Raw genomic sequence first — 26,867 nt, forward strand, 5'->3', positions numbered from 1 at the left:
CCCTCGCGAGGAGAGGCAATATGCCCATTCAATTACAACCGAAACATACCGTTCTGTCCGTCGCCGTCGCCCTGTCGGTGGCCGGCGCGCCGGTCGCGGCGCAGGAGGATGCCGGCGCACGAATGCTCGATGAGATCGTCGTTACCGCGAGGCGCGTGCAGGAATCGCTGCAGGATGTTCCACTGGCCGTGACCGCCCTGGACACCCGCGAGATCACTGAACTCGGCATCACCAATTTCGCGGACTACGTGCTGCAGTTGCCGAGCGTGACAGCCGGCGGCAGCGGACCGGGCCAGAACACCATCTATATCCGCGGCGTGGCTTCGACAACGCCGCACCTCACGGTCGCAGGCGTGGCTGGGCTGGCGCCCAACGTCGCCTTTTACCTGGACGAGCAGCCGCTGGCGCATCCGGGCCGCAATCTGGACGTCTACGCGGCGGACCTGGCCCGCATCGAAGTGCTCTCGGGTCCCCAGGGCACGTTGTTCGGCGCCAGTTCGCAGGCCGGCAACGTCCGCCTGATCACGAACAAGCCGGACTTGAGCGAGTTCTACGGCAACGCCAAGATTGGCGCGAACACGATCAGCGGCGGCGATACGGGTGCGAGCCTCGAAGTCATGCTGAACATTCCCGTCAGCGACAACTTCGGCTTGCGCGCCGTGGTTTACAACGACAGCAAGGGCGGCTGGATCGACAACGTCCCCGGCACGCGGGACGCCAGCCAGAGCGGACGTTTCAGGCCCGAGGGCACGGTTCGCAAGAACGGCTTGCCGGTCGCTTCGCACCGCGCCGGGTTCCAGGCGGGATCGGATCTCTCGGGCGTGACTTTCATACCCGCCGACAACAGCGCGGTCGTGGACAGCGACATCAACGGCGTCGATTACACCGGCGCCCGGCTCTCCGCCCATTGGGACATCAGCGGCAATTGGCGCCTGCTCGTTGCGCACACGACCCAGGACACGGAGGCGGACGGCGTGTTCTTCGCCGATCCCGAGGTTGGCGATCTCGAAATCCAACGGTTCGTGGACGAGCGCATCGAGGACAGCATCGACAACACGGCGTGGACGCTCACGGCCATGTTCGATCAGCTGGAGGTCATCTATACCGGAGCGTTCACCGACCGGCAGTCCGACCAGATCATCGACTACACCGACTACCTGTTCGTGGGCCAGTACCTGCCGTACTACATCTGCGACGGCACCGTGACCTATCCGGGCGCGGCCGCGCCTTCCGGCGTCTGCAATGAGCCCCTGATGTTCGTGGACAGCCTCAACGCGCTTGAGGTCACGACCCACGAGATCCGCTTCGCGACCGATCAGGCCCGGCGCTGGCGGCTGCAGGGCGGCGTGTTCATGAGCGAACTGGAGCTGCGCGAGCTCAACGACTTCACCTATCCCGGCTCCCTCAAGGCGGTAGCCTGGGACGGGATTACCCGAGGATACTCTCCGAACTATCCGCTCACCAACCCGCAAGCGGCCCCGGGGCACCCGACGCTCGGTAACGCCGAAGCCGGCTATTACACCTATCCGGGACCGTTTCCCCGGGACGTGGTGTTCCGCAACGACATCCGGCGCACCGACGATCAGTTCGGCGTGTTTGCCGCGCTGGGCCTGGACCTGAGCGACCGGTTCGCGCTTACGGTGGGCGCCCGCAACTACGAGATCGAGGTGGATTTCGAAGGCAGCGCCAACTCGTCGTTCTACAATTTCGGCCAGGCTGAAGATCAGCAGCGCGCCGGCGCCAACCTATCGGCGCAATTCCGGCCGGGCAATACCTTCGGCGCGCCCGACAAGGCGATTGCGGACGGCACCATCTACCGGACCACGCTGGACTGGCGGCCGCAGCCCGAGCAACTCTATTACGTCACGCTGTCGGAGGGATTCCGCCCCGGCCTTTTGAACCGTCCGGGCGGCCGGATGAACGCGGCCGGTACCTTCGCCGTGCCCTGGCAGCTTGAAACCGACGAAGTCACGAATTTCGAATTGGGCATGAAGTCCGATTTCCTGGACTCCACCTTGCGCCTCAACGCGGCGCTGTTCCGGGTCGAGATCGACAACCTGCAGACCACGATCTTCGATCCGAATATCGTCAACCTTTTCTTCTCCGACAATGCGGCGGACGCCCGGGTGACCGGCTTCGAAGCGGACTTCAGCTGGCTGCCCCCGTGGTCGAACAGGCTCACGATTTCCGGCGCGCTGTCATTCCTCGACTCGGAGATCACGCGCGTCATTACGCCCACCGACGATGTGCGCCTCGGCGACGAACTCGCGTTCGCTCCCGGATCGCAGGGCAACCTGCGGGCGCGCTACGAGTGGCCTCTGCTGGCCACCGGATTGACAGCGCACGTCATGCCCATGATTTCCTGGTCGGCGGAGTCGTACAGCGACATCATCACGATCAACCGCGACCGGGTCGACGGCTGGACGATGCTCGGTCTGACGGCGGGCGTGGCCGGCGACCTCTGGTCGGTTACGCTTTACGGCAGCAACCTGACCGACGAACGCGCGGAGGTATCGCGCTCGTTCGGGTTCGACATCCAGTACGTCACCTACGCGCAGCCGCGAACCCTGGGCGTACGGGCGAGCATGAAGTTCTGACCGGAGCCGCGCCGGAGTCCGGCCCGCGAATCCCCGTACGACGGTTTCGGAGCGCTCCCCGGGGCTAGAAGGGGGTATCGCCGGAGACCGAGGCGCGCTGCATCTTGCGGTGCTGCGGCCAGTAGTCGGCCAGCGCGTAGTGGGACGTGCAGCGGTTGTCCCAGATCGCCAGTGTGCCGGGGCGCCAGCGCAGCCGCACGCAGAATTCGGGCGTTTCGATGTGCTTGTACAGGAACTGAAGCAGGTTTTCGCTTTCCTGGGGAGTGAAACCGTTGATGAAATTGGTGAAGAAGCGGTTGACGAACAGCGATTTGCGGCCGGTCTTCGGGTGGGTCCTCACCAGCGGATGCGTGACCGGCGGGAAGATCTCCTCGAACTCGCGCAGTTTCTCCTCGGCGTTCTCCCAGTTGCTTACGATCGGCCTGTAGTACCCGAGTATGGTGTGGGTGCAGGTCAGGCTGCCCAGTATCCGCTTCATTTCGTCGGAGAGGGACTCGTAGGCGCTGTAGTTGCAGGCCCACATCGTGTCGCCGCCCCCGTCCGGAACGACCAGCGCGTGCAGCATGTGCAGCGCAGGGGGTTGCGCCAGGCCGGTCATGTCCTGGTGAAAGGTGTTGAGCGTTGGCGGCTTGCTCTTGTCGTTTTCCAGAAACAGCAGTTCCTGGTACTTGTGTGCCAGCGCAGGCTGAACGAAGCTCTCGCCGAATCGACGGGAGAACTCGACGAGTTCTTCTCCGTTCAGTTCCTGATCCCGGAAAAACAGAACTCTGTGTTCCAGGATTCCTTGTTCAATCTCGTCGATGACGTCCTGTGCAAGGTCCGGCGCAAGCTCGATGCCCGAAACCTCGGCGCCCAGTTTTGCCACTCGCTCAAAGTTCATGATTCATTGATCCAGAAATTCGCGGGAGACTGCCGACAGCCGGTCCACGCCGACATCGAACACCCCGTGCGTAAGGTCGGGCATTTCGACCACCCTTACATCGTCGATCAGCGCCGCTGCGGCCCGCGAGTTCTCCTGCAGGTTCCCGTGCGTGTTGGGCACCAGCACCGGCTGTCGAACCAGGGGCAGGCGCTCTTCGGCCGCGTAGCTGAACACGCTGTGATACGCCCACCAGGAGTAGGGACCCGATTGCAGGTGGTCGACGAAGTGCGATGCGCCGCGCTGCAGCGATACGTCCGGGTGACGGCCGGTCACCCAGAAGTCCCAGATTTCCATCGCTTTCGCCCCGTCTTCCGTGAGTTCGCTGGGTTTGGCCAACTGGTCGTACATTTCCTTTCGCTGCTCGCCCACATTGAACGGAATGCCCGGCAAGACCAGCCGGCGCACCAGGTCCGGGCGGATGACCGCCAGCTCGGAAGCGATAAAGCACCCCGTGTGGTAGCCGATCACGTCCACGGCGCCCCGGCCGCCTGCCCCGTAACCCAGCCCGTCGAGCGCGTCCGCGGCCGTTCCCGCCAGTTCGATCATCGGCTGGGGCTCGGGCGGCGGGTCCGATCGGCCGTAGCCCGGGGTGTCCATGGCCATGACCAGCCGGTCCCTGCTCATTTCCAGCATGAAGTCGCGGAAGAAGTCCCCGGACACCGCGGTCGGATGGAAGCACATCAGCGGTGTCTTCGCGGACGTGCCTTCAAGCGCGGCCGCTACGTAAACGTGAATCTGGCCGAAGCGCCCGTCCACGTAGCGCCTGCGGATCCGCCGCGTGCCTGCCGGCGTTGTCGATCCGGTTGCCGCGAGCGTCTGGTCGGCGCCCGCCCGCCCCCAGACGTATGCCAGCGGCGCGGCCAGCATTGCCTGAACCAGCCGCCGCCGATAAATCCGTACTTTGTTTTCCCGCACTCTGTTTCCCCTGACGCCTTGCCCGGAATCCTCCGGGCGCAACTGGGCGAATCTTATCAGGCAGACGTATGTCCCGGAAATGATTTCCCGCCCGGCCGTATAGCAGTTAAGGTAGTGGACGTGAAACGGGGCATCGGTCACATCGCGAGAGTTTTCGGAATTTTCCTAGCGCAGGCGGCGCTTGCCCTTGCCTGTCTTGCGCAGGAGCAGCCGGCGGCGGAGAACCCCGGCATCACGGTCTTTCCCGCGGCTTTCTACGCGGACGGCGAACCAGTCAGTGCAATGGACGTCATTAACCGCACGCCGGGTTTCATCTTCGAGCGCGGAAACAACAACATGCGCGGCCTGGAGAGCGCCGCGGGAAACGTGCTGATCGACGGCCGCTGGCCGACCATCAAGGCCAATACCCTGCAGGAGGTGCTTACCGCCATTCCTTTTGCGGTCATCGAGCAGGTCGAAGTGATACGCGCGGACGCCGCGGATTTCGACACGATGGGCCGCCAGGTCGTCGTCAACGTCGTTCGCAAGGCGGGCGGCAAATCCACTCTGATCACCGAAGCGGCGGTCAAGAAGTACACCGACAACGACCGTGAATTCGGCGGTACCGCGCGTGCCGAGTACTCAAGGAGTTCGGGTCGCTTCAATTTCGATGCGAGCCTTGTCTACGAGAACGAACAATTCGAATGGGGAACGGGAGAGGGACCGTACACCCTTACGGCCGTGGATCCACAGTCCTCGCTCAGTGGCCGGTTCGATATTGACGACTGGTCCAGGAGCGTGCACGGTACGGCCAGCGGCAACTACGCATGGGACCGTTTCGATTTGGGGCTGAACCTTACGGCCAAGACGTCGACGCTGCTTCTCGACCGGCTCGGCGAGTACCGGACTGCGGGTGGTGAGCCGTACGATCAGGTCGTCGATATCGAGCGGGGTAACGACGTATTCGAGGTGGGATCGGACATCGCGATCAACCTGGCCGGGAACCGGCGCCTGAACGCCAAATTGCTTCACCGGCTGGAGTCGTTGGGCAGCGACTCCTACCTGCAAGTCGGTTCCCTGGAGACCCTCGCGGACGACGATTTCGACTGGACCGAGACCGCGGCGCGAGCAATATACCGGTGGGACCTGTCCAACCCCCTGAGCCTGGAATTCGGCGCCGAGGCCGCATTCAACGAGCTGGACAGTCTGGTCGAGGTCAGCGTGGCCGATATGCCCCTTGATCTGCCCAATGACAACGTCACGGTTCAGGAGGACCGCTATCAGGCGTTCGCCAAGGCCATTTTCCGGGCCCGGCCCAATCTGTCATTCGAAGCCGGCCTGGCGTTCGAGCATTCGGCTCTGGAGCAGCGCGGCGACGCCAATCTCAGCAAGCACTTCGACTACCTCAAGCCGCGCCTGACGGCGACCTGGTCGATCAACAGCGTGACCGATATCCGGCTGCGCGTCGAGAAAGTCGTGGGGCAACTCGATTTCTACTCGTTCGCCGCATCGCCGAACCTGGAGTGGGACATTCTGGCCGCCGGCAATGCTGACCTGGAACCGGAAGAGTCAACGGATTACGAACTGCAACTGGAACGCAGGTTCTGGGGAAGGGGGTCGGCCATCCTGACCTACACCCGTTATGAGATGGACAACGCGCTGGATTTCGTTCCGGTAGGCCTGGGCTTCGACGCGCGGGGCAATGCGGGCAGCGCGACCCGCGGCAGGTGGATACTGGTCACGAATTTTCCCCTGGACCCGCTGGGTTGGAAAGGAGCGACCTGGCGGTCGAGGACCGTGCACTTCGATTCCCGGGTTACCGACCCCTTTACGGGTGAAACACGGCGACAATCGCGACGTGATTCGTTCGTGGGGTTCATCGGCCTCACCTGGGAATTGCCACGATGGAATTCCGTCGTGGGGATGGACGGATTCATCGGCTTCCAGGAGCGGGTCTACCGCATTTCGGAGGAGCGGCTTATTCGGGAAAAACCCTTGCCGATGAATATCTGGTGGGACCGGACATTCGGTGAGGATCTCTCCGTACGCTTCGAGATCATGAACTTTACGCCGGCGCGGCGCACGCGAATCCGGGAAATCTACGGAGCCGGCCGCTCCGGCGGCGCCATTACCGCGGTGGAAGAGCGCAAGACCGAGCAGGCCATGCACTTCATGCTGCGTCTGCGCAAACGCTTCTAATCAGCGTCCCATGGCTGCCGGGGAAAGAAGGATCGGGAACCCGGAGCGCAGGCGGGCGTCGATTTCGTCGGCGACGTGGCGCGGCGCGGGCCGAGCGAGAATCTCCCGTGTCTTCTCCACGGCCTGTTGAAGCATGACCGGCTTGCCTCGTTCCTCCCAGACCGTCGGGCTGTCGCGGTCGCCGAAGTCGGGATAGATGTACTCGCTTTGCATGACCTGCAGGGTGTTCCCCGATCCCAGGTAGTGCCCTTCGCCGCTGGAGCAGATCTGCTGGATCTCGGCGAAGCTCAACGTATCGGAGTTGACTTCGATCCCACGGGTAACGCGCCCGATGGCGCCGAGGACGTCGTTGTCCAGCAACAGGCTCTCCGGGCAGGTTCCCAGCAGGCTGGCGTACATGCCGGCCGATTCGTAAACGATGTTCGCCCCGGACAGGGCGGCGGACAGCACCGTTGCGGCACGTTCCGCCCCAGCCTGAAAATCCGGAAACTTGGCGTCGGTCATGCCGCAGGCCGTGCCGAAGGGAAGGTCGAAATGAATACCGATCTGGGCGCAGGCGGCGGAAAGCAGGCCCTGCTCCGGGGAGCCGCCGCTCATCGCTCCGGTACGCAGGTCCGAAACGAACGGCCAGGCGCCGAGAATCGCCGGCGCGCCGGGCCTGATCGCGTTGACATAGACCAGTCCCCCTAGGCACTCCGCCCAGGCCTGGGAGACCGCCCCGGCCAGGTAGGCGGGGGTGGTCGCACCGGCCTGGCCCGCCGATAACAGCAGCACCGGCATGCCGCCCTCAACGGCCACCCGCAGGCATTCGAGGGCGTCGATGGCGAACTTCATCGGCGGCACCACAAAGCAGTTGGACTGACTCACGAAGGGACGAGCGCGCCACTCGGCCTCGCCGCCGGCGATGAGATGCAGCATCTCAAAACTCTTCTCCACATGCCCGGGAAGCGTCCAACTGGAGCCGACATGTTTGCTGGTGCCCATCACCGCGCAGTAGAGCGTGTTGAGGTCCATCTCGTAGTTGTCCGGAATGTCCCGGGGCACGCAGGTTCGCTGGAACATGTGGATGTGCTCGCAGGTATCGACGATGCGCGCCATGTCGTACAGGTCCTGCGCCATGGAATCCCGGTAAAGGTTCTCTTCCGTGTCCGCGACCATGACCGCGGCGCCGGCGGTGGCGAAGTGCACTCTGGCGCCGCTCAGGTCCAGGTCGTTGCGCGGGTCCTGACCGTGCAGCACGAGATTCCGCCGGGCCTGCTCAAGGGTCCGCTCGACCAGGCTGCCCGGCATGCGCAAACGTCCGTCCTCGCCGAGCACGGCGCCGGCCGCGGTGCAGGTTTCGATACAGTGAGGGGTGGCGTCGGCGAACCCCACTTCAGCGAGAATCCTGAAGGCGTTGTCCACAATCGCCACCACGCCGGCCTCGGACAAGGGCTTGTACCGTCCGCCGGTATGCCCCGGGCGAACCGGTTTGATCGCTTCGGCAAGGGGCGCGGCGCGCTCGGCCCTTCGCGCCCTTCTACCCCCTGATCTCCGCGGCATGGCTGTTCTCCCTCCTCTAGGGCGTTAACACGCCCTAGTCATCGGCCCGACCGCGATTGCGCACCAGCGCCGACAGGCGTTCGTCCGAATAGGCCGCTTCAATCCGAACCGCCAGCCGCTCCGCCGCCGCCTGCAAGTCCGCCGCGGCCTCCTCCGCCTCGACATTGAGCGGTTCCCGCACCCATTCACTCAGGTAGGCGTCGGCGTTGCGCTTTTTCGCCCGCATGGCGGCGCGATCGATGGCGTTCTGAAAGCGGCCGCTCAACTTCGCCCGCCCGCGCTTTCGGCCTTGTCCGACGATAATTTGCGCGGGAATATCGCGCCACCGCAGCAGGATAGCGTCCACGGAGTGCCGTTTCATCCGTCATTCCGCCTCTTGCGCATCAGGAGTGTGGCGGTGTCCACCGCGGCGGCGGCGTCCCGGCAATAGGCGTCCGCGCCCACCGCCGCGCCGAATTCCTCGTTCAGGGGGGCCCCGCCCACCAGAACAATGTAGTCGCCGCGGATGGACCGGGTCACGAGTTCATCGATGACCACCTTCATGTACGGCATCGTGGTGGTGAGCAGGGCCGACATGCCGAGAATGTCCGGATGGTGCTTGTCCAGAGCTTCCAGGTAGCTTTCGACATCGTTGTTGATGCCGATATCGATCACCTCGAAACCGGCGCCTTCCATCATCATGCCGACCAGGTTCTTGCCGATGTCGTGAATGTCGCCCTTGACCGTGCCGATCACCATCTTGCCGACCGGCTTCGCGCCTGTTTCGGCCAGCAACGGCCGCAGCACGGCCATGCCGCCCTTCATCGCGTTGGCCGCCAGCAGCACCTCCGGCACGAACAGGATGCCGTCGCGAAAATCGATGCCCACGATCTGCATGCCGCCCACCAGGGCGTCATTCAGCACCTTTTCCGCTGCCCAGCCCCGTTCCAGCAGAATCTCCGTGCCTTCGATTATTTCATCCCTGAGGCCGTCGTAAAGGTCATCGTGCATTTGCTCGACGAGTTCGTCGTCGTTGAGTTCAGAAAGGACGAGATCGTCCTCCTGCTCGCCGGACCCGGTCTTGCCGTCAAGGTCTTCGTTCATGCCACTTGCCTCCAACCACCAAACCTCCTGCCTCGAAAGTCCAGCAGTCCCTGCGCGGCTGTCCTTGTCACGGTCAATCCAGCGACCGTCAGCGGCATATTAGCAGCCATGAATTGACGTTCGCAATGCACGAAACGATCGAAAACCATATTGCAAGTTAACCCCGACTTCCATGAAAATTCAGGCGGCAGCGACCCACCACCGGGGAACGCGATGGAGAGACAGGCTCGAGTTGTCATAGTCGGCGGCGGCATCATGGGCGTCGGCCTGCTGTACCACCTGGCGGCCGAGGGGTGCGACGACGTCCTGCTGATCGAGAAAGGCGAGCTGACTTCGGGCTCGACCTGGCACGCGGCCGGTCAATGCCCCAACCTGGTCGGCGACTACAACCTCGCCAAGATCCACGAGTACAGCATTTCCCTGTACCGGAAACTGGAACAACTGACCGGACAGTCGGTCACCTGGCACGACTGCGGCAGCGTCCGCTTCGCACTCACCGAGCAGGACCTGGACTGGTTCCGCTACCTTCGCGGAATCGCTGCAAACGTCGGTTACCACATGGAGATAGTCGACGTCGCAAAGATCCGTCAATTGAATCCCTTTGTCTCGACCGAAGGCGTGCTGGCCGGCGCCTGGACCCGCAACGACGGCCATGCCGACCCGTTCGGGCTGACCCAGGCGATGGCCAAGGGGGCGCGCGCGCTCGGCGCCCGGGTCGTGCGGCACAACCGGGTGACCGGTATCGACTCCCTGCCGGGCGGCGAATGGAGAGTGATGACGGAGCAGGGGCCGGTTATCGCCGAAACCGTGGTGAACGCGGCCGGCTGCTTCGCCCGGCAGGTGGCGGGAATGGTGGGCGCGGACCTTCCCATCTGCAATATCAAGCACCACTATCTGGTCACCGGCCCGGTGCCGGAACTAGCCGGCAGAAATGAAGAACTCCCCGTAACCCGCGACCCCCATGCCTCCGTCTACCTGCGCCAGGAGCAGGAGTCCGGCCTGGTCGGCATCTACGAGTCCGAAGGGCTCAGCGAAGCCTGGCAACCGGGCGGACTGCCCCCTTGGGAGTCCGACAGCGAGCTGTTCGAGGACGAGCTCGAGCGCCTGATGCCCTGGCTGGAGCGGGCCATGGAGCGCATGCCGATCTTCGAACCGGCGGGCATCAAGCGCATCGTCAACGGCGCCATCTCCCACAGCCCCGACGGTCTGCCGCTGCTCGGCCCGGTAGCCGGCTTAAGCAATTTCTGGCTCTGCTGCGGCTCGTCGTTCGGCATAGCCCAGGGCGCCGGCTGCGGCAAGTACCTGGCCCAGTGGATGTTGCATGGCGACTCCGAAATCAACATGACCGGGTTCGATCCGCGCCGTTTCGGGGTGTTTGCCGACAAGGACTACATGGGCGCCAGGGGCCGCCAGGACTACGCCAGGACCTACGTCACGCCGCCTCCGGGGGAGGAACTGCCGGCGGCCCGCCGATGCCGGACCAGCCCCCTGTACGAAAAGCTCAAGGCCCAGGGCTGTGTCTACACCGAGACTTTCGGCTGGGAGCGGCCCAAGTGGTTCTCGCCCGACGGCCGGGAGGAGCAATACAGCTTTCGCCATAACAACGTGTTCGAGCTGGTGCGCGAAGAGTGCATGGCCGTGCGCGAGCGGGTAGGCGTCCTGGACCTCTCCGGTTTCTCCAAGTACGACGTCACGGGCCCCGATGCGGAGACGCTGCTGGATCGGCTGTGCGCCAACCGTCTGCCTAAACCCGGCCGTATCGCGCTCACCCATCTGCTGTCTGAGGGCGGGCGAATCGGCGCGGAAGCAACCGTCACGCGGCTGGACGACGAGGCCTTTTACGTGCTTTCCGCGGCGGGCGCCGAACTGCGCGATCTCGACCACCTGCAGCAGGGCCGCCGCGCGAGCGAGCGCGTGCACATCGACAATGTCACCGACCGGCGCGGCGTGCTGGTGCTGGCTGGCCCCCGGGCCCGCGACGTGCTGGGCCGGGTTACGGACGCGCCCCTTCAGAGCAAGGATTTTCCCTGGCTCAGCGGCCGGGAAATCGAAGTCGCCGGGATGCCGGTGCGTGCGTTGCGCGTGAACTACGTGGGCGAACTGGGGTGGGAACTGCACCCGGCGATGGACTGCATGGAGCCGCTGTACGATGCACTGATGGCGGCCGGGGCGGATTTCGGCATCGGCAATTTCGGCCTCTACGCGGTAAACAGCATGAGGCTGGAAAAAGCCTACCGGAGCTGGGGCGCCGAATTGACCAACGAAGTCACGATGATCGACGCGGCCATGGAGCGCTTCATCAAGTTCGACAAGGGTGACTTCATCGGCCGGGAGGCGACCCTCAGGCAGCGTGACCGCACGCTGCAACTGATCTACTTCAGCCTGGATCCCGGCGACGCGGACGTGCAGGGCGGCGAGCCGATTTTCGCCGGCGAGCAGTGCGTGGGCGTGACCACCACCGGCGGTTACGGCCACTTCGTTCGGCAAAGCCTCGGTTTCGGCTATGTGCCGCCGTCGCTGGCAGAACCGGATACCGAGTTGACGGTCGACATCCTTGGTCAACGGCGGCGCGCCACTGTGCTCGACGAGCCCGTGTATGACCCGGCAAACGCCCGTTTACGCGCCTGACGGCTCATGACCAGCCGGGCAAGCAACCGTTGCGAACCTGACGGCCCGTGACCGCCCGGCCCGAACGCCCCGCCGACCTGCCGCGCCGCGCCGGCGTTATCGTGATCGGCGGGGGCGTGATCGGCTGTTCGGTGGCCTACCACCTGGCGCGGGACGGGGTTGCCGGCGTGGTGCTGCTGGAACGCAGGCAACTCACCTCGGGCACGACCTGGCATGCGGCGGGACTGGTGGGTCAACTGCGCACATCCATCAACATGACGGAACTGGCGCGCTATACCAGCGAGCTCTACCTGCGCCTGGAGGCGGAAACCGGCCAGGCGACCGGCTACCGGCGCTGCGGTTCCTATTCGCTCGCAACCAACGAGGAGCGGTTCGAGGAGTTGCGGCGTAGCGCGTCGATGGCGAAGGTCTTCGGGCTGGAGGTGGAGGTGGTCACGCCCGCCACGATCAAGGCCCGGGTACCGCTGCTGAATACCGAAGACGTGCTCGGGGGCATCCACATTCCGACCGACGGCTACGCCAACGCGGTGGACATCACCAACGCCCTGGCCAGGGGCGCCCGCGCCGCCGGTGCGCGCATCTTTCAGAACGTACCGGTCACGGGCGTCCGCACCGCCGGCGGGAGCGTGACCGGCGTGACCACCAACCGCGGCGAGATCGAAGCCGACTGCGTGGTACTGTGCGCCGGCATGTGGACCCGGGAGCTGGCGGCGACCGTCGGCGTGAATGTGCCGCTGCATGCCTGCGAGCACTACTACGCCCTGTTCGAATCGGTGGAAGGCCTGGACTCCAGCTTTCCTGTCGTGCGCGACTACGACGCCTGCGCCTACTACAAGTACGACGCGGGCAAGCTGATGCTGGGGGCGTTCGAACCCCATGCCCGCCCCTGGGCCACCGAGGGCATCCCCGAGGACTTCTGTTTCGACGAGATCGACGGCAGCCTGGAACACTTCGAACCGATCCTGGAGCAGGCGCTTGTTCGCGTTCCGGCGCTGGAATCGGCCGGGCTGGACACGTTCTTCTGCGGCCCCGAGAGTTTCACGCCGGACGTGCGCTACCACATCGGCCGGGCACCCGAACTCGACAATTGCTTCGTGTCGGCGGGACTCAATTCCATCGGTCTGCAGTCCGCCGGCGGCATTGGCAGGGTGATCTCCGAGTGGATCCGCCTCGGCCACCCGCCAAAGGACCTTTGGGAAGTGGATGTGCGCCGCAATCAGCCCTTTCAACGCAACCGGACTTACCTGCGCGAACGGGTGTCCGAAAGCCTCGGGCTGCTGTACGCCACGCACTACCCCTATCGTCAGTACGACACCGCCCGCGGCGTTCGCAAATCGCCGCTCCACGACCGCCTGAAGGCGATCGGCGCCTGTCACGGCGAGCTTGCGGGCTGGGAGCGGCCCAACTGGTACGCGCCGGAACCCGCCCTGGCGCGTTACGAATACAGCTATGGACGGCAGAACTGGTTCGAGCATTCCGCGGCGGAACACCGGGCCGTGCGCGAACGGGTGGGACTTTTCGACCAGTCTTCCTTCGCCAAGTTCAGGCTCGAAGGCCGCGACGCCGCCCGCGTGCTCGGCCGCGTCTGCGCCAACCAGGTGGACGTGCAACCCGACCGGATCGTCTACACCCAGTGGCTCAACGAACGGGGCGGTATCGAAGCGGACCTCACCGTAACCCGGCTGGCTGAAGATTGCTTTCTGATCGTGACCGCCGCTGCCACCGAAGTACGCGACTTCGACTGGCTCAAACGGCATATTCCGGCCGACGCCCACTGTGTGCTCACCAATGTCACTTCCTCCATGGGGGTGATTTCGATCATGGGCCCGAACGCCCGGGCGCTGTTGCAATCGTTGACTCCGAACGACCTCTCGCACGAAGCCTTCCCGTTTGCGCACAGCCGCGAAATAGAGCTGGGCTACGCCCTCGTGCGAGCTTCCCGGATCACCTACGTCGGCGAACTCGGCTGGGAACTCTACGTCCCAACGGAGTTCGCGGCAGGCATCTATGACGCGATCGTCGCCGCGGGCGAACCGTTCGGCCTGACCCATGCCGGCTACCACGCGCTGGATTCACTGCGCATCGAAAAGGCCTACCGCCACTGGGGGCACGACATCACCGACGAGGACACCCCGCTGGAGGCGGGACTGGGCTTTGCGGTGAAATTCGACAAGCCGGGCGGGTTCATCGGCCGGGATGCGCTGCTCAGGGACAAGGCTGTGGGGCCGGCGAAGCGATTGTTGCAGTTCCGCCTGCTGGACCCGGACCCGTTGCTCTACCACAACGAACCGATCTGGCGCGATGACGCCCTGGTCGGTCACGTCACCTCCGGCGCCTACGGCCACACGCTGGGCGGCGCCATCGGGCTGGGATACGTCGATACGGCCAAAGCGCGAGACCCGGCCGAGGGGGACTTTCGCATCGAAGTGGCCGGCAAACGAATACCGGCGGAGGTTTCTTCAATCCCGATGTACGATCCCCGGAACAAACGCATTCGCTGCTGACCGGGACCGGGGGCGGCATACTGGCCAGGGTCATGGAAACGATCGGAAACTATATTCAGGGGACACGGACCGCGAGCACGTCCGGCCGGGTCGCGCCGGTCTACAACCCGGCGACCGGGGAGCGCCGCCGCAACGTCGCGCTGTCGAGCGACGAAGAAACGCGCTCCGCCATTGCAGCGGCGCGACAGGCCTTTGCGTCCTGGCAGGCGGTCACGCCACTGAACCGGGCCCGCGTGATGTTCGCCTTCAAGGCGCTGGTCGAGGAGCATCGGAACGAGTTGGCCGAACTCATTACGATGGAACACGGCAAGGTGCTCTCCGATGCGCGCAATGAACTGGGGCGCGGACTCGAGGTCGTCGAGTTCGCAACGGGTATACCGCATCTGCTCAAGGGCGAGCACAGCCTGAACGTGGGACGGGGCGTGGACGGCTACAGCCTTATGCAACCGCTGGGCGTTTGCGCCGGGATCAGCCCGTTCAATTTTCCGGCGATGGTGCCCATGTGGATGTTTCCGGTCGCCATCGCCTGCGGCAACACCTTCGTGATGAAACCGTCGGAGAAAGACCCGTCGGTGACATTGCGGCTGGCCGAACTCCTTACCGAGGCCGGACTCCCGGACGGGGTCTTCAACATTGTCAACGGCGACAAGTCCGCGGTTGACGTCCTGCTGACGGATGATCGCGTCGAAGCAGTCAGCTTCGTGGGATCAACGCCGGTCGCGAAGTACGTGTACGCAACGGCGGGCGCTTGCGGGAAACGCGTGCAGGCGCTGGGCGGCGCAAAGAACCACATGCTCGTCATGCCCGACGCCGATCCCGGGCAGGTCGTGCATTCACTGATGGGCGCCGCCTACGGCTCGGCCGGCGAACGCTGCATGGCGATTTCCGTTGCGGTCTGCGTCGGGGACGACGTGGCCGACCGGCTGGTCGGCCAACTGGAGAGGGAGATCGACTCGCTGCGCGTAGGCCCGGGCTACGGCCTTGAGCAGGAAGCCCAGATGGGGCCGTTGATTTCAGCGGACCATGCAGCCAGGGTGCGCGCCTACATCGACAGCGGCGTCGAGGAAGGCGCCATGCTTCGTCGGGATGGCCGTGATTTCAAGCGTTCCGGGGAGAACCGCGGTTTCTTTGTGGGCCCGACGCTCTTCGACCACGTCAAGCGCGGCATGCGCATCTACGACGAGGAAATCTTCGGACCCGTCCTCAGCGTAGTGCGCGTGGACACCCGCGACGAAGCGGTCCGCCTGATCAATGAGCATGAATACGGCAACGGCACCGCCATCTTCACGCGCGACGGGGACAGCGCACGCCGTTTCTGCGAGGAGATACAGGTGGGAATGGTTGGAGTCAACGTGCCGATTCCGGTGCCGATGGCATTTCACAGCTTCGGTGGCTGGAAACGGTCACTGTTCGGCCCGCTGCACATGCATGGACCGGACGGAGTCCGGTTCTACACGCGCATGAAATCGGTCACGGCCCGGTGGCCGGAAGGTCCGTCCGCCAGCGCCGAATTCTCGATGCCGACGATGAAGTGAACGGCGCGTTACGCGATCCGATCGGGACGTGAATAAACGTTGAACCGGCTGGCAGTCAGAAAACCCACCAGCGTCATGCCGAACTCCTCGGCGAATTCCACCGCCAGGGACGACGGTGCGCCCACGGCAGCCACCAGCGGAACACCGGCCATCATGGCCTTTTGCATCAATTCGAAACTTGCCCTGCCGCTGACCACGACCCCGTAGTCGCTCATCGGCAATTCGTCCTTGAGGAGCGCCTGGCCGATCAGTTTGTCGAGTGCATTGTGCCGTCCCACGTCCTCGCGGCTGACGGACACCAATCCATGGGCATCGAACAACCCGGATGCGTGCAGACCTCCGGTGCGCTCGAAAAGACTCTGCAAGGCTTCCAACCGTTCAGGCAGCGCGCCGAGGTCTTTTGCACTCATTCGCAATGTGTTGTCATGCAGGTCGTAACGCCCCTGAACCGCCACTGCCTCCAGCGACGCCTTGCCGCAAACGCCGCAACTGGAAGACGTGTAGAAGTGGCGCTCGAGGCGTGCCAGGTCCACCTCCACGTCGCGCGCCAGGTCCACGCGTACCACGTTGATCAGCCCGTTCGCGGCCGGCGGCCCGCACGGCCCGACGGCTTCGAGCTCCTCGGGGCCCGCGATGATTCCCTCCGTAAGCAGGAAACCGGCTGCCAGTTCCTCGTCGTTGCCCGGCGTGCGCATGGTGATGGAAATGCTCTTCTGCTCGCGCCGGCCATCGGGGTGAGTCCAGGACAGGCGAATCTCCAATGGTTCTTCCATTGCGACCACATCGTCGCAAGTCCCGCCATCGGCGCCGAAGCGCTCAATCCGCACACTCTTGACGCTCTTCAGCGCGGCACTAGCCCGCATATCTCACCAGAACGCTCCCACCAGAAGGAGGCACATAAGGGCTAGCCCTGCCGCTCCGCGATCAGTTCTCTGAGCGCCTGCTCGGCCAAGCCGGACAGCCCGGTGTCGCCTGATCGCATGTATTGATCCATCGTGTCGAGCATGTAGGGACTCCAGAATCGGCCGATATGGTCCATTACTCCGGCCACCTCCCTGGCATGATCGAGGCCGCAGTCGAAGTTCGCTGCAATATCGTTGGCCATGCGTACCAGCTTGGCCTTATTCATTCGCTGCGTCGCATCGCGTTAACAGGCCCCGGTCCGCGGACAGTTCAGGCGGACACGGGGGTCCTCGCCTTGCGCAGGTGCTCCAACTGCTCTTCGGTGAATTCCCCGAACTGCCGCTGCCAATCCGAAAGCCGGGTCACCTTGTAAGCCTGCACGGCCGTGACCTTGTACTCCGGACAGTTGGTCGCCCAGTCGGAGTTGTCCGTGGTCACGACGTTGGCGCCCGATTCCGGATGATGGAAGGTCGTATAAACCACTCCGGGTTGAACCCGCTCGGTGATGTCCGCACGCAAAACGGTATCGCCGGCCCGGCTCTTCAGTCCCACCCAGTCGCCCTGCTCAATACCGCGTTGTTCGGCATCGTGGGGGTGAATCTCGAGGATGTCCTCCCCGTGCCACTGCACGTTCCTGGTGCGCCGTGTCTGCGCGCCGACGTTGTACTGGCTCAGTACACGTCCGGTGGTCAGCAACAGCGGGTAACGGGAAGTGGAGCGTTCCTGCGTGGCCACATAGGGCGTCAAACGGAACAGTCCCTTGCCGCGCACGAAGGTGTCCACGTGCATGGTCGGCGTGCCGCGCTCGGCCTCCTCGTTGCACGGCCACTGAATGGAACCGAGGCGATCGAGCTTGTCGTAGCTGACGCCGCTGAAAGTGGGCGTGAGCCTCGCGATCTCGTCCATGATCTCGCTGGGATGGCCGTAGTTCATCGGGCAACCCATGGCGTTGGCCAGCAACTGGGTCACTTCCCAGTCCTCGTAGCCGGCCAGCGGCTTCATCACCTTGCGTACCGGCGAAATCCGTCGTTCCGCGTTTGTGTAGGTGCCGTTCTTCTCGAGGAATGATGAACCGGGCAGAAACACGTGGGCGAATTTCGCAGTCTCGGTGAGGAACAGGTCCTGCACGATCAGGCATTCCAGCGACGACAGCGCGTCGGAGACATGGGTGATATCGGGATCGGACTGCGCCATGTCCTCGCCCTGCACATAGAGACCCTTGAAATCTCCGGCTATCGCCGCATCGAACATGTTCGGAATCCGGAAACCCGGTGTCGGCAACAGTTCCACTCCCCATTCCCGCTCGAAGAGCCCGCGGGTCTCGGCGTCCGAGATATGCCGGTAACCCGGCAATTCGTGGGGAAAGGAACCCATGTCGCAGGCGCCCTGCACGTTGTTCTGGCCCCGCAGCGGACTGACGCCGACCCCCTCGCGGCCCAGATTGCCGGTCGCCATGGCAAGGTTGGCGATCCCCATGACCATGGTGGAACCCTGGGCGTGTTCGGAAACGCCCAGCCCGTAGTAGATGGCGCTGTTGGGTCCGGCAGCGTAGAGCCGCGCCGCGGCCCGAACGTCCTCCGCGGGCACGCCGGTGACCTCTTCCATGGCCTCCGGGGAATTGCGCTCTTCGAGTATGAATCGGCGCCAGTCCTCGTAGGCGTCCGCCTCGCAGCGGTCCTCGATATACGGGTTGTCCTCCAACCCCTCGGAGAGGACCGCGTGGGCCAGCGCATTGATGATGGCCACGTTGGTGCCCGGGCGAAGTTGCAGATGACAGTCCGCCTCGACATGGGCGGAGCGCACCAGCTCTATCCGGAGGGGATCGATGACGATCATCCTGGCCCCTTCCCGCAACCGGCGCTTCATTTGCGAAGCGAAAACGGGGTGCCCGACGGTAGGGTTGGCGCCGATAATCATGATTACGTCGGCCTTCAGGACCGAGTCGAATGCCTGTGTCCCCGCCGATTCGCCCAGAGTGGATTTCAGTCCGTATCCGGTAGGGGAGTGGCACACCCGCGCGCAGGTATCCACGTTGTTGTTGCCGAATCCGGCGCGGACCATCTTCTGCACGAGGTAGGTCTCCTCGTTGGTGCAGCGGGACGACGTGATGCCGCCGATGGAGTTGGAGCCGTATTTCTCCCGGATCTTGCTGAGCCTGCCGGCCGCGAAACCGATGGCTTCCTCCCAGGAGACTTCCCGCCATGGGTCGCTGACGGACTCGCGGATCAGCGGCGCGGTGATGCGGTCCTTGTGGGTGGCGTAGCCGAACGCGAACCGTCCCTTGACGCAGGAATGCCCGTGGTTCGCATGGCCGTCCTTGTTGGGAATCATCTTGACCACTTCCTCGCCTTTCATCTCGGCGCGGAAGGAACAGCCCACCCCGCAGTAGGCGCAGGTGGTGACCACGGAATGCTCGGGTTGGCCCAGTTCGATCAGCGAAGTCTCCGTGAGCGTCGCGGTGGGGCAGGCCTGCACGCAGGCGCCGCAGGACACGCACTCGGAATCGAGGAACGGCTGGTCCTGGCTCGCCGCCACCTTGGATTCGAATCCGCGGCCGTCTATCGTGAGCGCGAAGGTGCCCTGGACCTCGTCGCAGGCGCGCACGCAGCGCGAACATACGATGCACTTGCTGGGATCGAAGGTGAAGTAGGGGTTGCTCTCGTCCTTCTCCATGTCCAGATGGTTCTCGCCCGCGTATCCGTAACGCACGTCCCGCAGACCGACGGCGCCGGCCATGTCCTGCAGTTCGCAGTCGCCGTTGGTCGGGCACGTCAGGCAGTCCAGCGGATGATCGGAAATGTAGAGTTCCATGACGTTGCGGCGCACTTCCGCCAGCCGCGGGTTCTGCGTGGTCACCTCCATGCCGTCGGCCACTTCGGTGGTGCACGATGCCGGAAGACCCTTGGCGCCCTCGATTTCCACAAGGCACAGCCGGCAGGAGCCGAAAGGCTCGAGCATGTCGCTGGCGCAGAGCTTGGGAATGTTGACGCCCGCAAGCGCGGCCGCGCGGATGACCATGGTGCCCTCGGGAACCGTTATCGGCTTGCCGTCGATGGTGAGTTGCACCATCGACGCGGACTCGCTGGGCGGTGCGCCCAGGTCTGCAGGGCGCCGGTAGGGCTCGTAGACCAGTACCGTCTCAGACCGACTCATGACTTGTCTCCATCGTTTCCCCGGTGATCAGCGTGGCCGCAGATCCTCGGGGAAATGATCCAGGACGCTGATTACGGGGAAGGGGGCCATTCCGCCCAGCGCGCACAGCGAACCGGCAATCATCGTATCGCACAAGTCCCGTAACAATAGCAGGTTGCCGGACTCGTCGTCGCCGCTCAGGATCCGGTCGATGACTTCCACGCCCCGCACCGCGCCGATCCGGCATGGCGTGCATTTCCCGCAGGACTCGATGGCGCAGAACTCCATGGCGAAACGGGCCTGCTCGCCCATGTCCACGGTATCGTCGAAAACCACCAGGCCACCGTGGCCGATCATGCCGCCAATCTCGTCGAACGCTTCGTAGTCCAGCGGCGTGTCGAACTGCGAAGGGTGAATGTAAGCGCCCAGCGGCCCGCCCGCCTGTACCGCCCGGATCGGCCGGCCGGTGGCCGTGCCGCCGCCGAAGTCCTCCAGCAACTCGCGCAGGGAGCGGCCGAAACCGATCTCCACCAGCCCGCCACGCCTGACGTTGCCCGCCAGTTGCACGGTCAGCGTTCCTCTCGAACGGCCCATGCCGTAGTCCCGGTAGTGCTTGGCGCCCTCGGCCAGGATGATCGGCACGGACGCCAGGGTAATGACGTTGTTGACGATGGTGGGCGCTCCGAACAGGCCCTTGATCGCCGGCAGCGGGGGACGGAAGCGGATCACGCCGCGCTTGCCTTCGAGGCTCTCCAGCATGGAGGTCTCCTCTCCGCAGATGTAGGCCCCGGCGGCTTCGCGAACCTCCAGGTGAAAGGTCTGGCCGCTGTCCATGACATTGTTTCCCAGCAGGCCCGCCGCCTCCGCGATTGCGATGGCCTCGTTCATGATCCGGATCGCCAGCGGGTATTCGGCGCGCAGATAGACGTAGCCCTGCGTTGCGCCGACCGCAAGTCCGGCGATGGTCATACCCTCGATGAGCACGAAGGGATCGCTTTCCATGATCATTCGGTCGGCATAGGTGCCGGAATCTCCCTCGTCCGCGTTGCAGGTGACGTACTTCTGCGCGCCCTCGGCGTTGAGCACGGTACGCCACTTGATGCCGGTGGGAAAGGCGGCGCCGCCGCGGCCCCGCAGCCCGGATTCGGTGACGATGCCGATGATCTCGTCCCGCGACAGTTCCACGGCCCTGGCAAGCCCCCGGTAGCCGCCATGGGCGTGATAGTCGTCCAGCGACAGCGGGTCCGTGATGCCCACGCGCGCGAACGTGAGACGGGACTGCTCCGCGAGCCAGGGAATCTCCTCCGTGGGGCCCAGTCCCAGCGCATGCCGGCCCGCCGTGAGAAATCCGGCGTCGAAGAGTGCCGGAACGTCGGCGGATTGCACCGGCCCGTACGCGTGACGCACGCCGCCTGCCTCGACCTCGATCATGGGTTCCCGCCAGTACAGGCCGCGCGAACCGTTGCGCACCACGGTGACGGCTTCGCCGCGCATGCCGGCCTCGGCCGCAATCGCGGCCGACACGTCGTCGGCACCCATGGACCGCGCCGTGGTATCGCGGGGAACGAAGACCCTGTGTTCCACCACCGCCATCGTTCAGCCCTCTTCCAGCAATTCGTCCATGCGTTGGGGCGTCACCCGACCGTACACGAAATCATCGATCATCACCGCTGGCGAACAGGCACAGTTTCCGAGGCAAAAAATCGGTTCCAGGCTGATCCGGCCATCGGCGGTGGTCTCATGAAAGCCGATGCCCAGCCGCTCCCTGGTGTGTCTTTCCAGTGCTCGGGCTCCCATGGCCTGGCAGGCCTCGGCCCGGCACAGGTACAGCGTCCTGCGGCCCGGCGGCGTGGTTCTGAACAGGTGGTAGAAGCTGATGACGCCGTGCACTTCGGCGCGGGAGACGTTGAACGCCTGGGCCACGGTCGGCACGGCCTCGGGAGGCACGTAGCCGAGTTCGTCCTGAATAGCGTGCAGGGCTGGCAGCAATCCCCCGGGTCGGGCCGCATGGCGCGCGGCTATCCCGGAGATCAGCGCCTCACGCACGCCTGCGCCGCTGCCTGCACCCTGCGTGCTCAACAGCGACTCCGAGGCAATTTCCGATCGGTCATTTTCCATGCGCCCGCATCTTCCGGGCAGATCAGAAATCCTACCTTATGTTCCAGCATGTCGCGGCTGGGGCCGCGCCACCTCAAATGTGTTCTCTCTCGTGCAGGTAGCGGATCACCCGGCCTGCCAGTTCGCCCGGCGGGCTTTCCGCCGACCGGAGCCGGATGTCCGGGTTTTCCGGCGGTTCGTAGGGTGAATCGATGCCGGTGACGTCCTGGATATCGCCGGCTCGCGCGCTGGCGTAAAGCCCCTTCGGATCGCGCCGTTCGCACACATGAAGTGGCGCATCGACGAAGATCTCCACGAACCGGTCGGGGCCGGCCATCGCGCGGATTCGCTGCCGTTGCTTGCGGAAGGGCGAGATCAGGGCCGCCACTGCGATCGTTCCGGTGTCGAGAAGGAGTTTGGCGGCGTGCCCGGCGCGGCGCACGCTCTCGTTGCGGGCCGCGCGGCTGAACCCGAGGTCGCTGTTGAGACCCTGGCGGAGGTCGTCGCCGTCGAGCACGAAGGCGCGGACGCCCAGTGTTTCAAGCTTCCGGGCGATTTCCCGGGCGAGGGTCGTCTTGCCGGCGGCGGGCAAGCCGGTCAGCCAGAGAATGCAGGGCTTGCGGGCTTCGCGCAGACGACTTTCACTACCGGCGGAGGCACGGCCTGCGACTCGCGCGGTCATGGGCGCCCCTCCTGCTTCCTGCCTGCTTCGGCGGCGGGCCGGTCGACTGCGCGCCAATAGCGCTCGGGCGTCCGGACGCGGCGAAGCTCGCGCAGAACGCCGGCAACATCCACCGCCTCCGATTCCACGGCGCCCGTCAATGGCCAGCAACCCAGCGTGCGGAACCGCACCTTCCGCATACCGGGCTTCTCGCCGTCCGCCAGCGTCATTCGTTCGTCGGCCCGGACGATCAGCATTCCCTTCCTCCGGACCACCGGCCTCGGTGCAGCGAAATAGAGCGGCGGCAACGGTATGTTCTCGGCCTGAACATAGCGCCACACGTCCATCTCGGTCCAATCATGCAACGGGAATACGCGCATTGTCCCGCCGCTGCCGGCGGGCCCCTCGGAGAGCCGCGAATCGGCCCTGAAGCGCTCCTCGTCGCCCCGCGCCCCGTCGATCATGACGTCAAAGCCGTAGAGTTCAAGGGCGTCTTGCAACGCCTCGGTCTTCATGACCCGGATATGGGTCTCGGCGCCGTGGCTGAACGGCCCGATTCCGCGCGCAAGTCCTTCCCGGTTGACATGAACGATCAGCTTCATGCCCGCTTCGGCCGCCGTTCGGTCCCGGAACTCATAGGCTTCGGGAAACTTCCAGTTCGTATCCACGTGCAGCAGCGGAAACGGCGGAAGCGTGGGCGCGAATGCCTTCTGGGCGAGGCGCAACATCACCGCGGAATCCTTGCCGGCCGAGAACAGCAGCACCGGCCGGCCAAACGCTTCCACCGCTTCGCGCACGATGCGCATTGCCCCGGACTCCAGCCGGCGCAGATCGACCGGTGGGTCCCGGCGCGTTTCCGTGGACAAATCAGCCCTCTTCGGTCAGCTCCAGCAATTCCTCATTGGCGCCCAGCAGCAGCGCCACGCGCGTTTCGCCCACTTGCGTCGGCCCCCGCAGGAGCGTGGCGCCGGCCTTGCAGGCCTTCTCGAGCGTGGCGTCCAGTTCGCTTGCCGTGTAGCTGAACAGGTTCACGCCCAGCTTGCCGGGACGCATCCGGCCCGTCAGCCGCTTGCCCGGGACGCCCGCGAAATGCACGAACAGGAGCTTGCCGCTGGGTTCGCCGGGCGCCGCCACCAGCAGGAAGTACATGCCGGTCGCGGTGCCGACGCCGGTGAGGCGGCGCGCGAGGTCCAGGTTTTCCTCCGGCACCCAGGCGTCGGTCCCGGCCTCCATGCCCAGCGCGTCGCAATACAGCCGCCGGGCGGCCTCGGGGTCGGCGCACACGACCGACGTCGTGGCGATTTCCGAGAAGCGCACTCCGGCGGGCAACTCGCGCATGGATTCGGGCGGATGGCGGTGGCCGATCATGAGCAGGGCGGGAACGCCGTCGGGTCCCGAGAACAGGCATTCCTCGCTCTCGATGTCGCCCACCTCGTAGCGGATCGGCTCCGAGCGGAACCCATACCCGGCTCCGGTGATGGCTTCGACGGCAGCGCTCATCGGCGCCGGCACGTAGAAGTCGATCGCCTTGGGGCCGATGTCGGTGGACGAGTCGACCGCGCCGGCGCCATGGTCCAGGCGCACCGACTCCGTTGGAGCGGGCGAGTATTGCGCCAGCCGCAAGTGCCCGGCAGGGTAGCCACCGCAGGACAGTACGACCAGCCGCGCCGTCACGTTCCCGGGCAATCCCCAGGCATCCAGCAGCGCACGCGGCGCTTCTCCGTCGCTTTCCACCTGTAATCCCATAACGTCCCGGAACAGGCCCAGCGACTCGTCCATGTCGCTGACGCCCACGGTCACCGACGTCATGCCGTAAACGCTCATCACGCGTCCTCCATCAGTACCTGCAGCGCTCCGCTGCCGGGGTTGCGGACCAGCATCGCGGAAACGCTGCCCGAACCCGGCCAGGGAGTGGCCTGCGGCTTGCTCAGGACCTCGGCTTTCAGGGCGCCGCACTGGCCGGCCGCCTCATCCAGGTCGCCGACCGCGAAGGCCTGGGCCAGATAGCCGATGTTCGGCGCCCTGGCCCGCTCGATCAGGGACTCGCACTCGTAGTTCAGCGGCTGGCTCAGCACCACCTTGCCGAACATGTGGTTGCCCTGCATGAACACGACGCGGGTCTTCGCGTCCACGGGCAGGCTCAGCATGCGGTTGGATTCGGGCGAACCCAGGACCTCGTCGATCAGCGGCCTCATTTTCAGCACCTGCTGATAAAAGGCCATCGCACGTTCGCTGGAATCCACGCCATGCGAACTGGTCACGATGGGCGTGAAACCGGCGTCCGTGTAGCCGCGCTGCTCCACGTAGGCGCGCATCTGGCCCACCCGCGTCGCCGTGTCGCGGGTGGCGAGTTCCACGAGGTTGATCGGCACCCGGTCCGGTCCTTCAAAGATGCCTTCTATGGGGTCGCCCACGTCGTCCCCGAAAAAGTGCTGTACGGGATCGGACCAGAGCACGTAGCCGTCTTTCTTCAATCCCTCGAAATCGCGGCGAATGTCGGCGGTATAGAAATTGAGATTGAAGCATCCGTAGGCCCGAACAATGCTGCGGTCGCGAATTTCCACGGGCCTGGCGCTGCCTTCGGGCAGATGAAAGTCGAGCAGCAGGACCTGGCCCACGCCCTCGTCGCCTTGCCCCAGCAGGATGCCGCGGGCGGACGCTCCGCCGTTCAGGTTCCAGAATCTTCGAAAGGCCGGGCCGCTCAGCAATTCGTCGGCGAGAACCGACAAACCGATGCGGTCCCGGTAGAAGGCCAGTGATTTTTCGATGTCGCGGCAGCCGATAACGGCCGCCCGCATCGGCGACCCGTCCGGCGCAATGATTTCCTCGGCCACAAGATACCTCTGTGTGTTTGTCCCCCGCGTATGGCGGCGGTTAGTCTAAACCCAATTGCCGGCGCACTCCGCGCTTCGGCGTTGCAACGCCCCCGGGGGTGCGTATTATGATTCGGAGGAACGGAGGACTGCTGTCATGACCGATTACGTACGCCACGACCTGCGGATCGAGCCCACCCGGGACGAGTTGTCGCGCCAGCGTTTCGTCTCCGAGATACGCCGCCATATCCTCGGCGACCTGGCAAACGGGATGCGCGCGACGTACCACAGGAAGGTGGAACCGGCGCTCGTTCGCGAAAAGGGCCGGGAGCCCGAAGACGGCGTTGAGGTCCACCGGGCCATGCGCGGCGAACGCGCCTACCGCTTCTATTCCGCCATGCGCGTGAACTGCCAGAAACTCGTCTGGCGTTCGGTCATCCCCACGGTGGAACGCCACCTGGAGGACCTGAACCGCAAGGTCGCCGACGTGGGCGCCAATGGAGGTGGACACGGCGGTTCGGTGACGCTCGACCCGGAGCTGGAAACGCCGCCGTACGTGGCCAACCACGACGTGCATATGATGCCGGGCTGCTACCACACGGAATACGGCCACGATGACGCGGCGGCGGGCGCGATCTACGACAACGGCACCGCCGTGTTCAGCATGGGGCTGTTCGGCAGCGCCCGCGACGACATCGGCGCCAGCATCGCGCGTTTCATTGCACTGAAATTTCCGGAACTGCGCCCGCGCCGCATCCTGGACATGGGCTGCTCGATCGGTTCGAACACCGTGCCCTGGGCGCGCACCTTTCCCGATGCGGAAGTGCACGCGGTGGACGTGGCGGCACCGCTGTTGCGGTACGCCCACGCTCGCGCCGAAGTGCTGGGTGCGCGGGTTCATTACCGGCAGATGGACGCGTCGCAATGCGATTTCGGCGGCGAGCCCGGTTTCGACATCGTCTGGTCGTCGATGTTCCTGCACGAATTGCCGCCGAAGAAGGTGCGCGCGGTATTCCGCGAGGCTCACCGGCTGCTTCGCCCCGGCGGGCTGATGCTGCACATGGAACTGCCCCCGAACTGCCGCACCGTGCCGTACGAGAGTTTCTATTTCGACTGGGACAGCTATTACAACCAGGAGCCCTACTACAAGGCTTTCCGCGACATGCGTCCGATCGACTGCTGCACGGCGGCGGGCTTCGACGAGTCGAAATTCGTGGAATTCATCGTGCCCAGCATTGCCCGCAACGGCGAAGAGGAACTTCAGGCTTACGTGTCGCGGGACGACATAACCGTGGACGAGAACACCGGCCGCCTGGTGCCTTCGATCCGCTGGTATTGCTTCGGCGCCTGGAAGTAG

Annotated in this window: 20 protein-coding genes; 6 read left to right on the plus strand and 14 right to left on the minus strand. The window is 64.7% G+C overall.

What is annotated here, in order from left to right; translation table 11 throughout:
• Window positions 1–20: 20 nt before the first annotated feature.
• A complete protein-coding gene (locus tag F4036_11820) occupies window positions 21–2,597 on the plus strand; it encodes a TonB-dependent receptor (protein ID MYK38427.1) in 2,577 nt (858 codons plus the stop codon).
• 64 nt (window positions 2,598–2,661) lie between these two features.
• On the opposite strand, the gene F4036_11825 is transcribed toward F4036_11820, so the two are convergent.
• Complete coding sequence (locus tag F4036_11825; protein ID MYK38428.1) at window positions 2,662–3,477, minus strand: taurine dioxygenase; 816 nt, start codon at window positions 3,475–3,477, stop codon at window positions 2,662–2,664.
• Between the two features lie 3 nt (window positions 3,478–3,480).
• Window positions 3,481–4,386, minus strand: coding sequence for an alpha/beta hydrolase (locus F4036_11830; protein ID MYK38429.1), 906 nt, complete (start codon window positions 4,384–4,386; stop codon window positions 3,481–3,483).
• On the opposite strand from F4036_11830, the gene F4036_11835 reads away from it, so the two are divergent.
• Complete coding sequence (locus tag F4036_11835; GenBank protein ID MYK38430.1) at window positions 4,189–6,612, plus strand: outer membrane beta-barrel protein; 2,424 nt, start codon at window positions 4,189–4,191, stop codon at window positions 6,610–6,612. The two genes, F4036_11830 and F4036_11835, sit on opposite strands and share 198 nt — an antisense overlap.
• Here F4036_11835 and F4036_11840 read toward each other — a convergent pair whose 3' ends face one another.
• Genes F4036_11840 through F4036_11850 form a run of 3 tightly spaced genes read right to left on the minus strand, consistent with a single transcriptional unit; the run spans window position 6,613 to window position 9,237 of the window.
• Window positions 6,613–8,154, minus strand: a complete 1,542-nt coding sequence (locus F4036_11840; GenBank protein ID MYK38431.1) for a methyltransferase — start codon at window positions 8,152–8,154, stop codon at window positions 6,613–6,615. It abuts the gene before it with no gap.
• A 34-nt stretch (window positions 8,155–8,188) separates the two neighbouring features.
• The gene (locus F4036_11845; protein MYK38432.1) at window positions 8,189–8,515 is read right to left on the minus strand and encodes a hypothetical protein; all 327 of its coding nucleotides are present in this window, start codon (window positions 8,513–8,515) and stop codon (window positions 8,189–8,191) included.
• Window positions 8,512–9,237 carry a cobalamin-binding protein gene (locus tag F4036_11850; protein MYK38433.1) on the minus strand — a complete coding sequence of 242 codons (726 nt, stop codon included), beginning with the start codon at window positions 9,235–9,237 and terminating at the stop codon, window positions 8,512–8,514. Before F4036_11850 ends, F4036_11845 begins: the two co-directional genes overlap by 4 nt.
• A gap of 213 nt (window positions 9,238–9,450) precedes the next feature.
• On the opposite strand from F4036_11850, the gene F4036_11855 reads away from it, so the two are divergent.
• The 3 genes from F4036_11855 to F4036_11865 are packed head-to-tail and all read left to right on the plus strand — an operon-like array spanning window position 9,451 to window position 15,904.
• Complete coding sequence (locus F4036_11855; GenBank protein ID MYK38434.1) at window positions 9,451–11,865, plus strand: FAD-dependent oxidoreductase; 2,415 nt, start codon at window positions 9,451–9,453, stop codon at window positions 11,863–11,865.
• A gap of 47 nt (window positions 11,866–11,912) precedes the next feature.
• On the plus strand, window positions 11,913–14,369 hold the full coding sequence (locus F4036_11860) for an FAD-dependent oxidoreductase (GenBank protein ID MYK38435.1): 2,457 nt from the start codon (window positions 11,913–11,915) through the stop codon (window positions 14,367–14,369).
• Window positions 14,370–14,401: 32 nt separating this feature from the next.
• Window positions 14,402–15,904: a CoA-acylating methylmalonate-semialdehyde dehydrogenase gene (locus tag F4036_11865; protein MYK38436.1), complete on the plus strand. Its 1,503-nt coding sequence runs from the start codon at window positions 14,402–14,404 to the stop codon at window positions 15,902–15,904.
• 8 nt (window positions 15,905–15,912) lie between these two features.
• Here F4036_11865 and fdhD read toward each other — a convergent pair whose 3' ends face one another.
• The 9 genes from fdhD to F4036_11910 all read right to left on the minus strand — a co-directional run bounded on the left by fdhD (window position 15,913) and on the right by F4036_11910 (window position 25,531).
• A complete protein-coding gene (gene fdhD, locus F4036_11870; protein ID MYK38437.1) occupies window positions 15,913–16,767 on the minus strand; it encodes a formate dehydrogenase accessory sulfurtransferase FdhD in 855 nt (284 codons plus the stop codon).
• A 41-nt stretch (window positions 16,768–16,808) separates the two neighbouring features.
• A complete protein-coding gene (locus F4036_11875; protein ID MYK38438.1) occupies window positions 16,809–17,033 on the minus strand; it encodes a formate dehydrogenase subunit delta in 225 nt (74 codons plus the stop codon).
• 44 nt (window positions 17,034–17,077) lie between these two features.
• Window positions 17,078–19,960, minus strand: coding sequence for a formate dehydrogenase subunit alpha (locus F4036_11880; protein MYK38439.1), 2,883 nt, complete (start codon window positions 19,958–19,960; stop codon window positions 17,078–17,080).
• A 27-nt stretch (window positions 19,961–19,987) separates the two neighbouring features.
• Window positions 19,988–21,532, minus strand: coding sequence for a formate dehydrogenase (locus F4036_11885; GenBank protein ID MYK38440.1), 1,545 nt, complete (start codon window positions 21,530–21,532; stop codon window positions 19,988–19,990).
• A 3-nt stretch (window positions 21,533–21,535) separates the two neighbouring features.
• Window positions 21,536–22,057 carry a formate dehydrogenase subunit gamma gene (locus tag F4036_11890; GenBank protein MYK38441.1) on the minus strand — a complete coding sequence of 174 codons (522 nt, stop codon included), beginning with the start codon at window positions 22,055–22,057 and terminating at the stop codon, window positions 21,536–21,538.
• Between the two features lie 73 nt (window positions 22,058–22,130).
• Window positions 22,131–22,718: an adenylyl-sulfate kinase gene (cysC, locus tag F4036_11895; protein ID MYK38442.1), complete on the minus strand. Its 588-nt coding sequence runs from the start codon at window positions 22,716–22,718 to the stop codon at window positions 22,131–22,133.
• Complete coding sequence (locus F4036_11900) at window positions 22,715–23,503, minus strand: phosphoadenosine phosphosulfate reductase family protein (GenBank protein MYK38443.1); 789 nt, start codon at window positions 23,501–23,503, stop codon at window positions 22,715–22,717. Before F4036_11900 ends, cysC begins: the two co-directional genes overlap by 4 nt.
• 61 nt (window positions 23,504–23,564) lie before the next feature.
• Window positions 23,565–24,521 carry a VOC family protein gene (locus F4036_11905; GenBank protein MYK38444.1) on the minus strand — a complete coding sequence of 319 codons (957 nt, stop codon included), beginning with the start codon at window positions 24,519–24,521 and terminating at the stop codon, window positions 23,565–23,567.
• Window positions 24,521–25,531, minus strand: a complete 1,011-nt coding sequence (locus F4036_11910) for a VOC family protein (protein MYK38445.1) — start codon at window positions 25,529–25,531, stop codon at window positions 24,521–24,523. The genes F4036_11905 and F4036_11910 overlap by 1 nt, the downstream gene beginning before the upstream one ends.
• Before the next feature lie 136 nt (window positions 25,532–25,667).
• Between F4036_11910 and F4036_11915 the strand changes: the two genes are divergently transcribed.
• Window positions 25,668–26,867 (plus strand): methyltransferase domain-containing protein, encoded by a 1,200-nt coding sequence (locus tag F4036_11915; protein ID MYK38446.1) that lies wholly within the window; start codon window positions 25,668–25,670, stop codon window positions 26,865–26,867.

Source organism: Gammaproteobacteria bacterium, from assembly GCA_009845905.1.
Classification (GTDB): Bacteria; Pseudomonadota; Gammaproteobacteria; order Steroidobacterales; family Foliamicaceae; genus Foliamicus.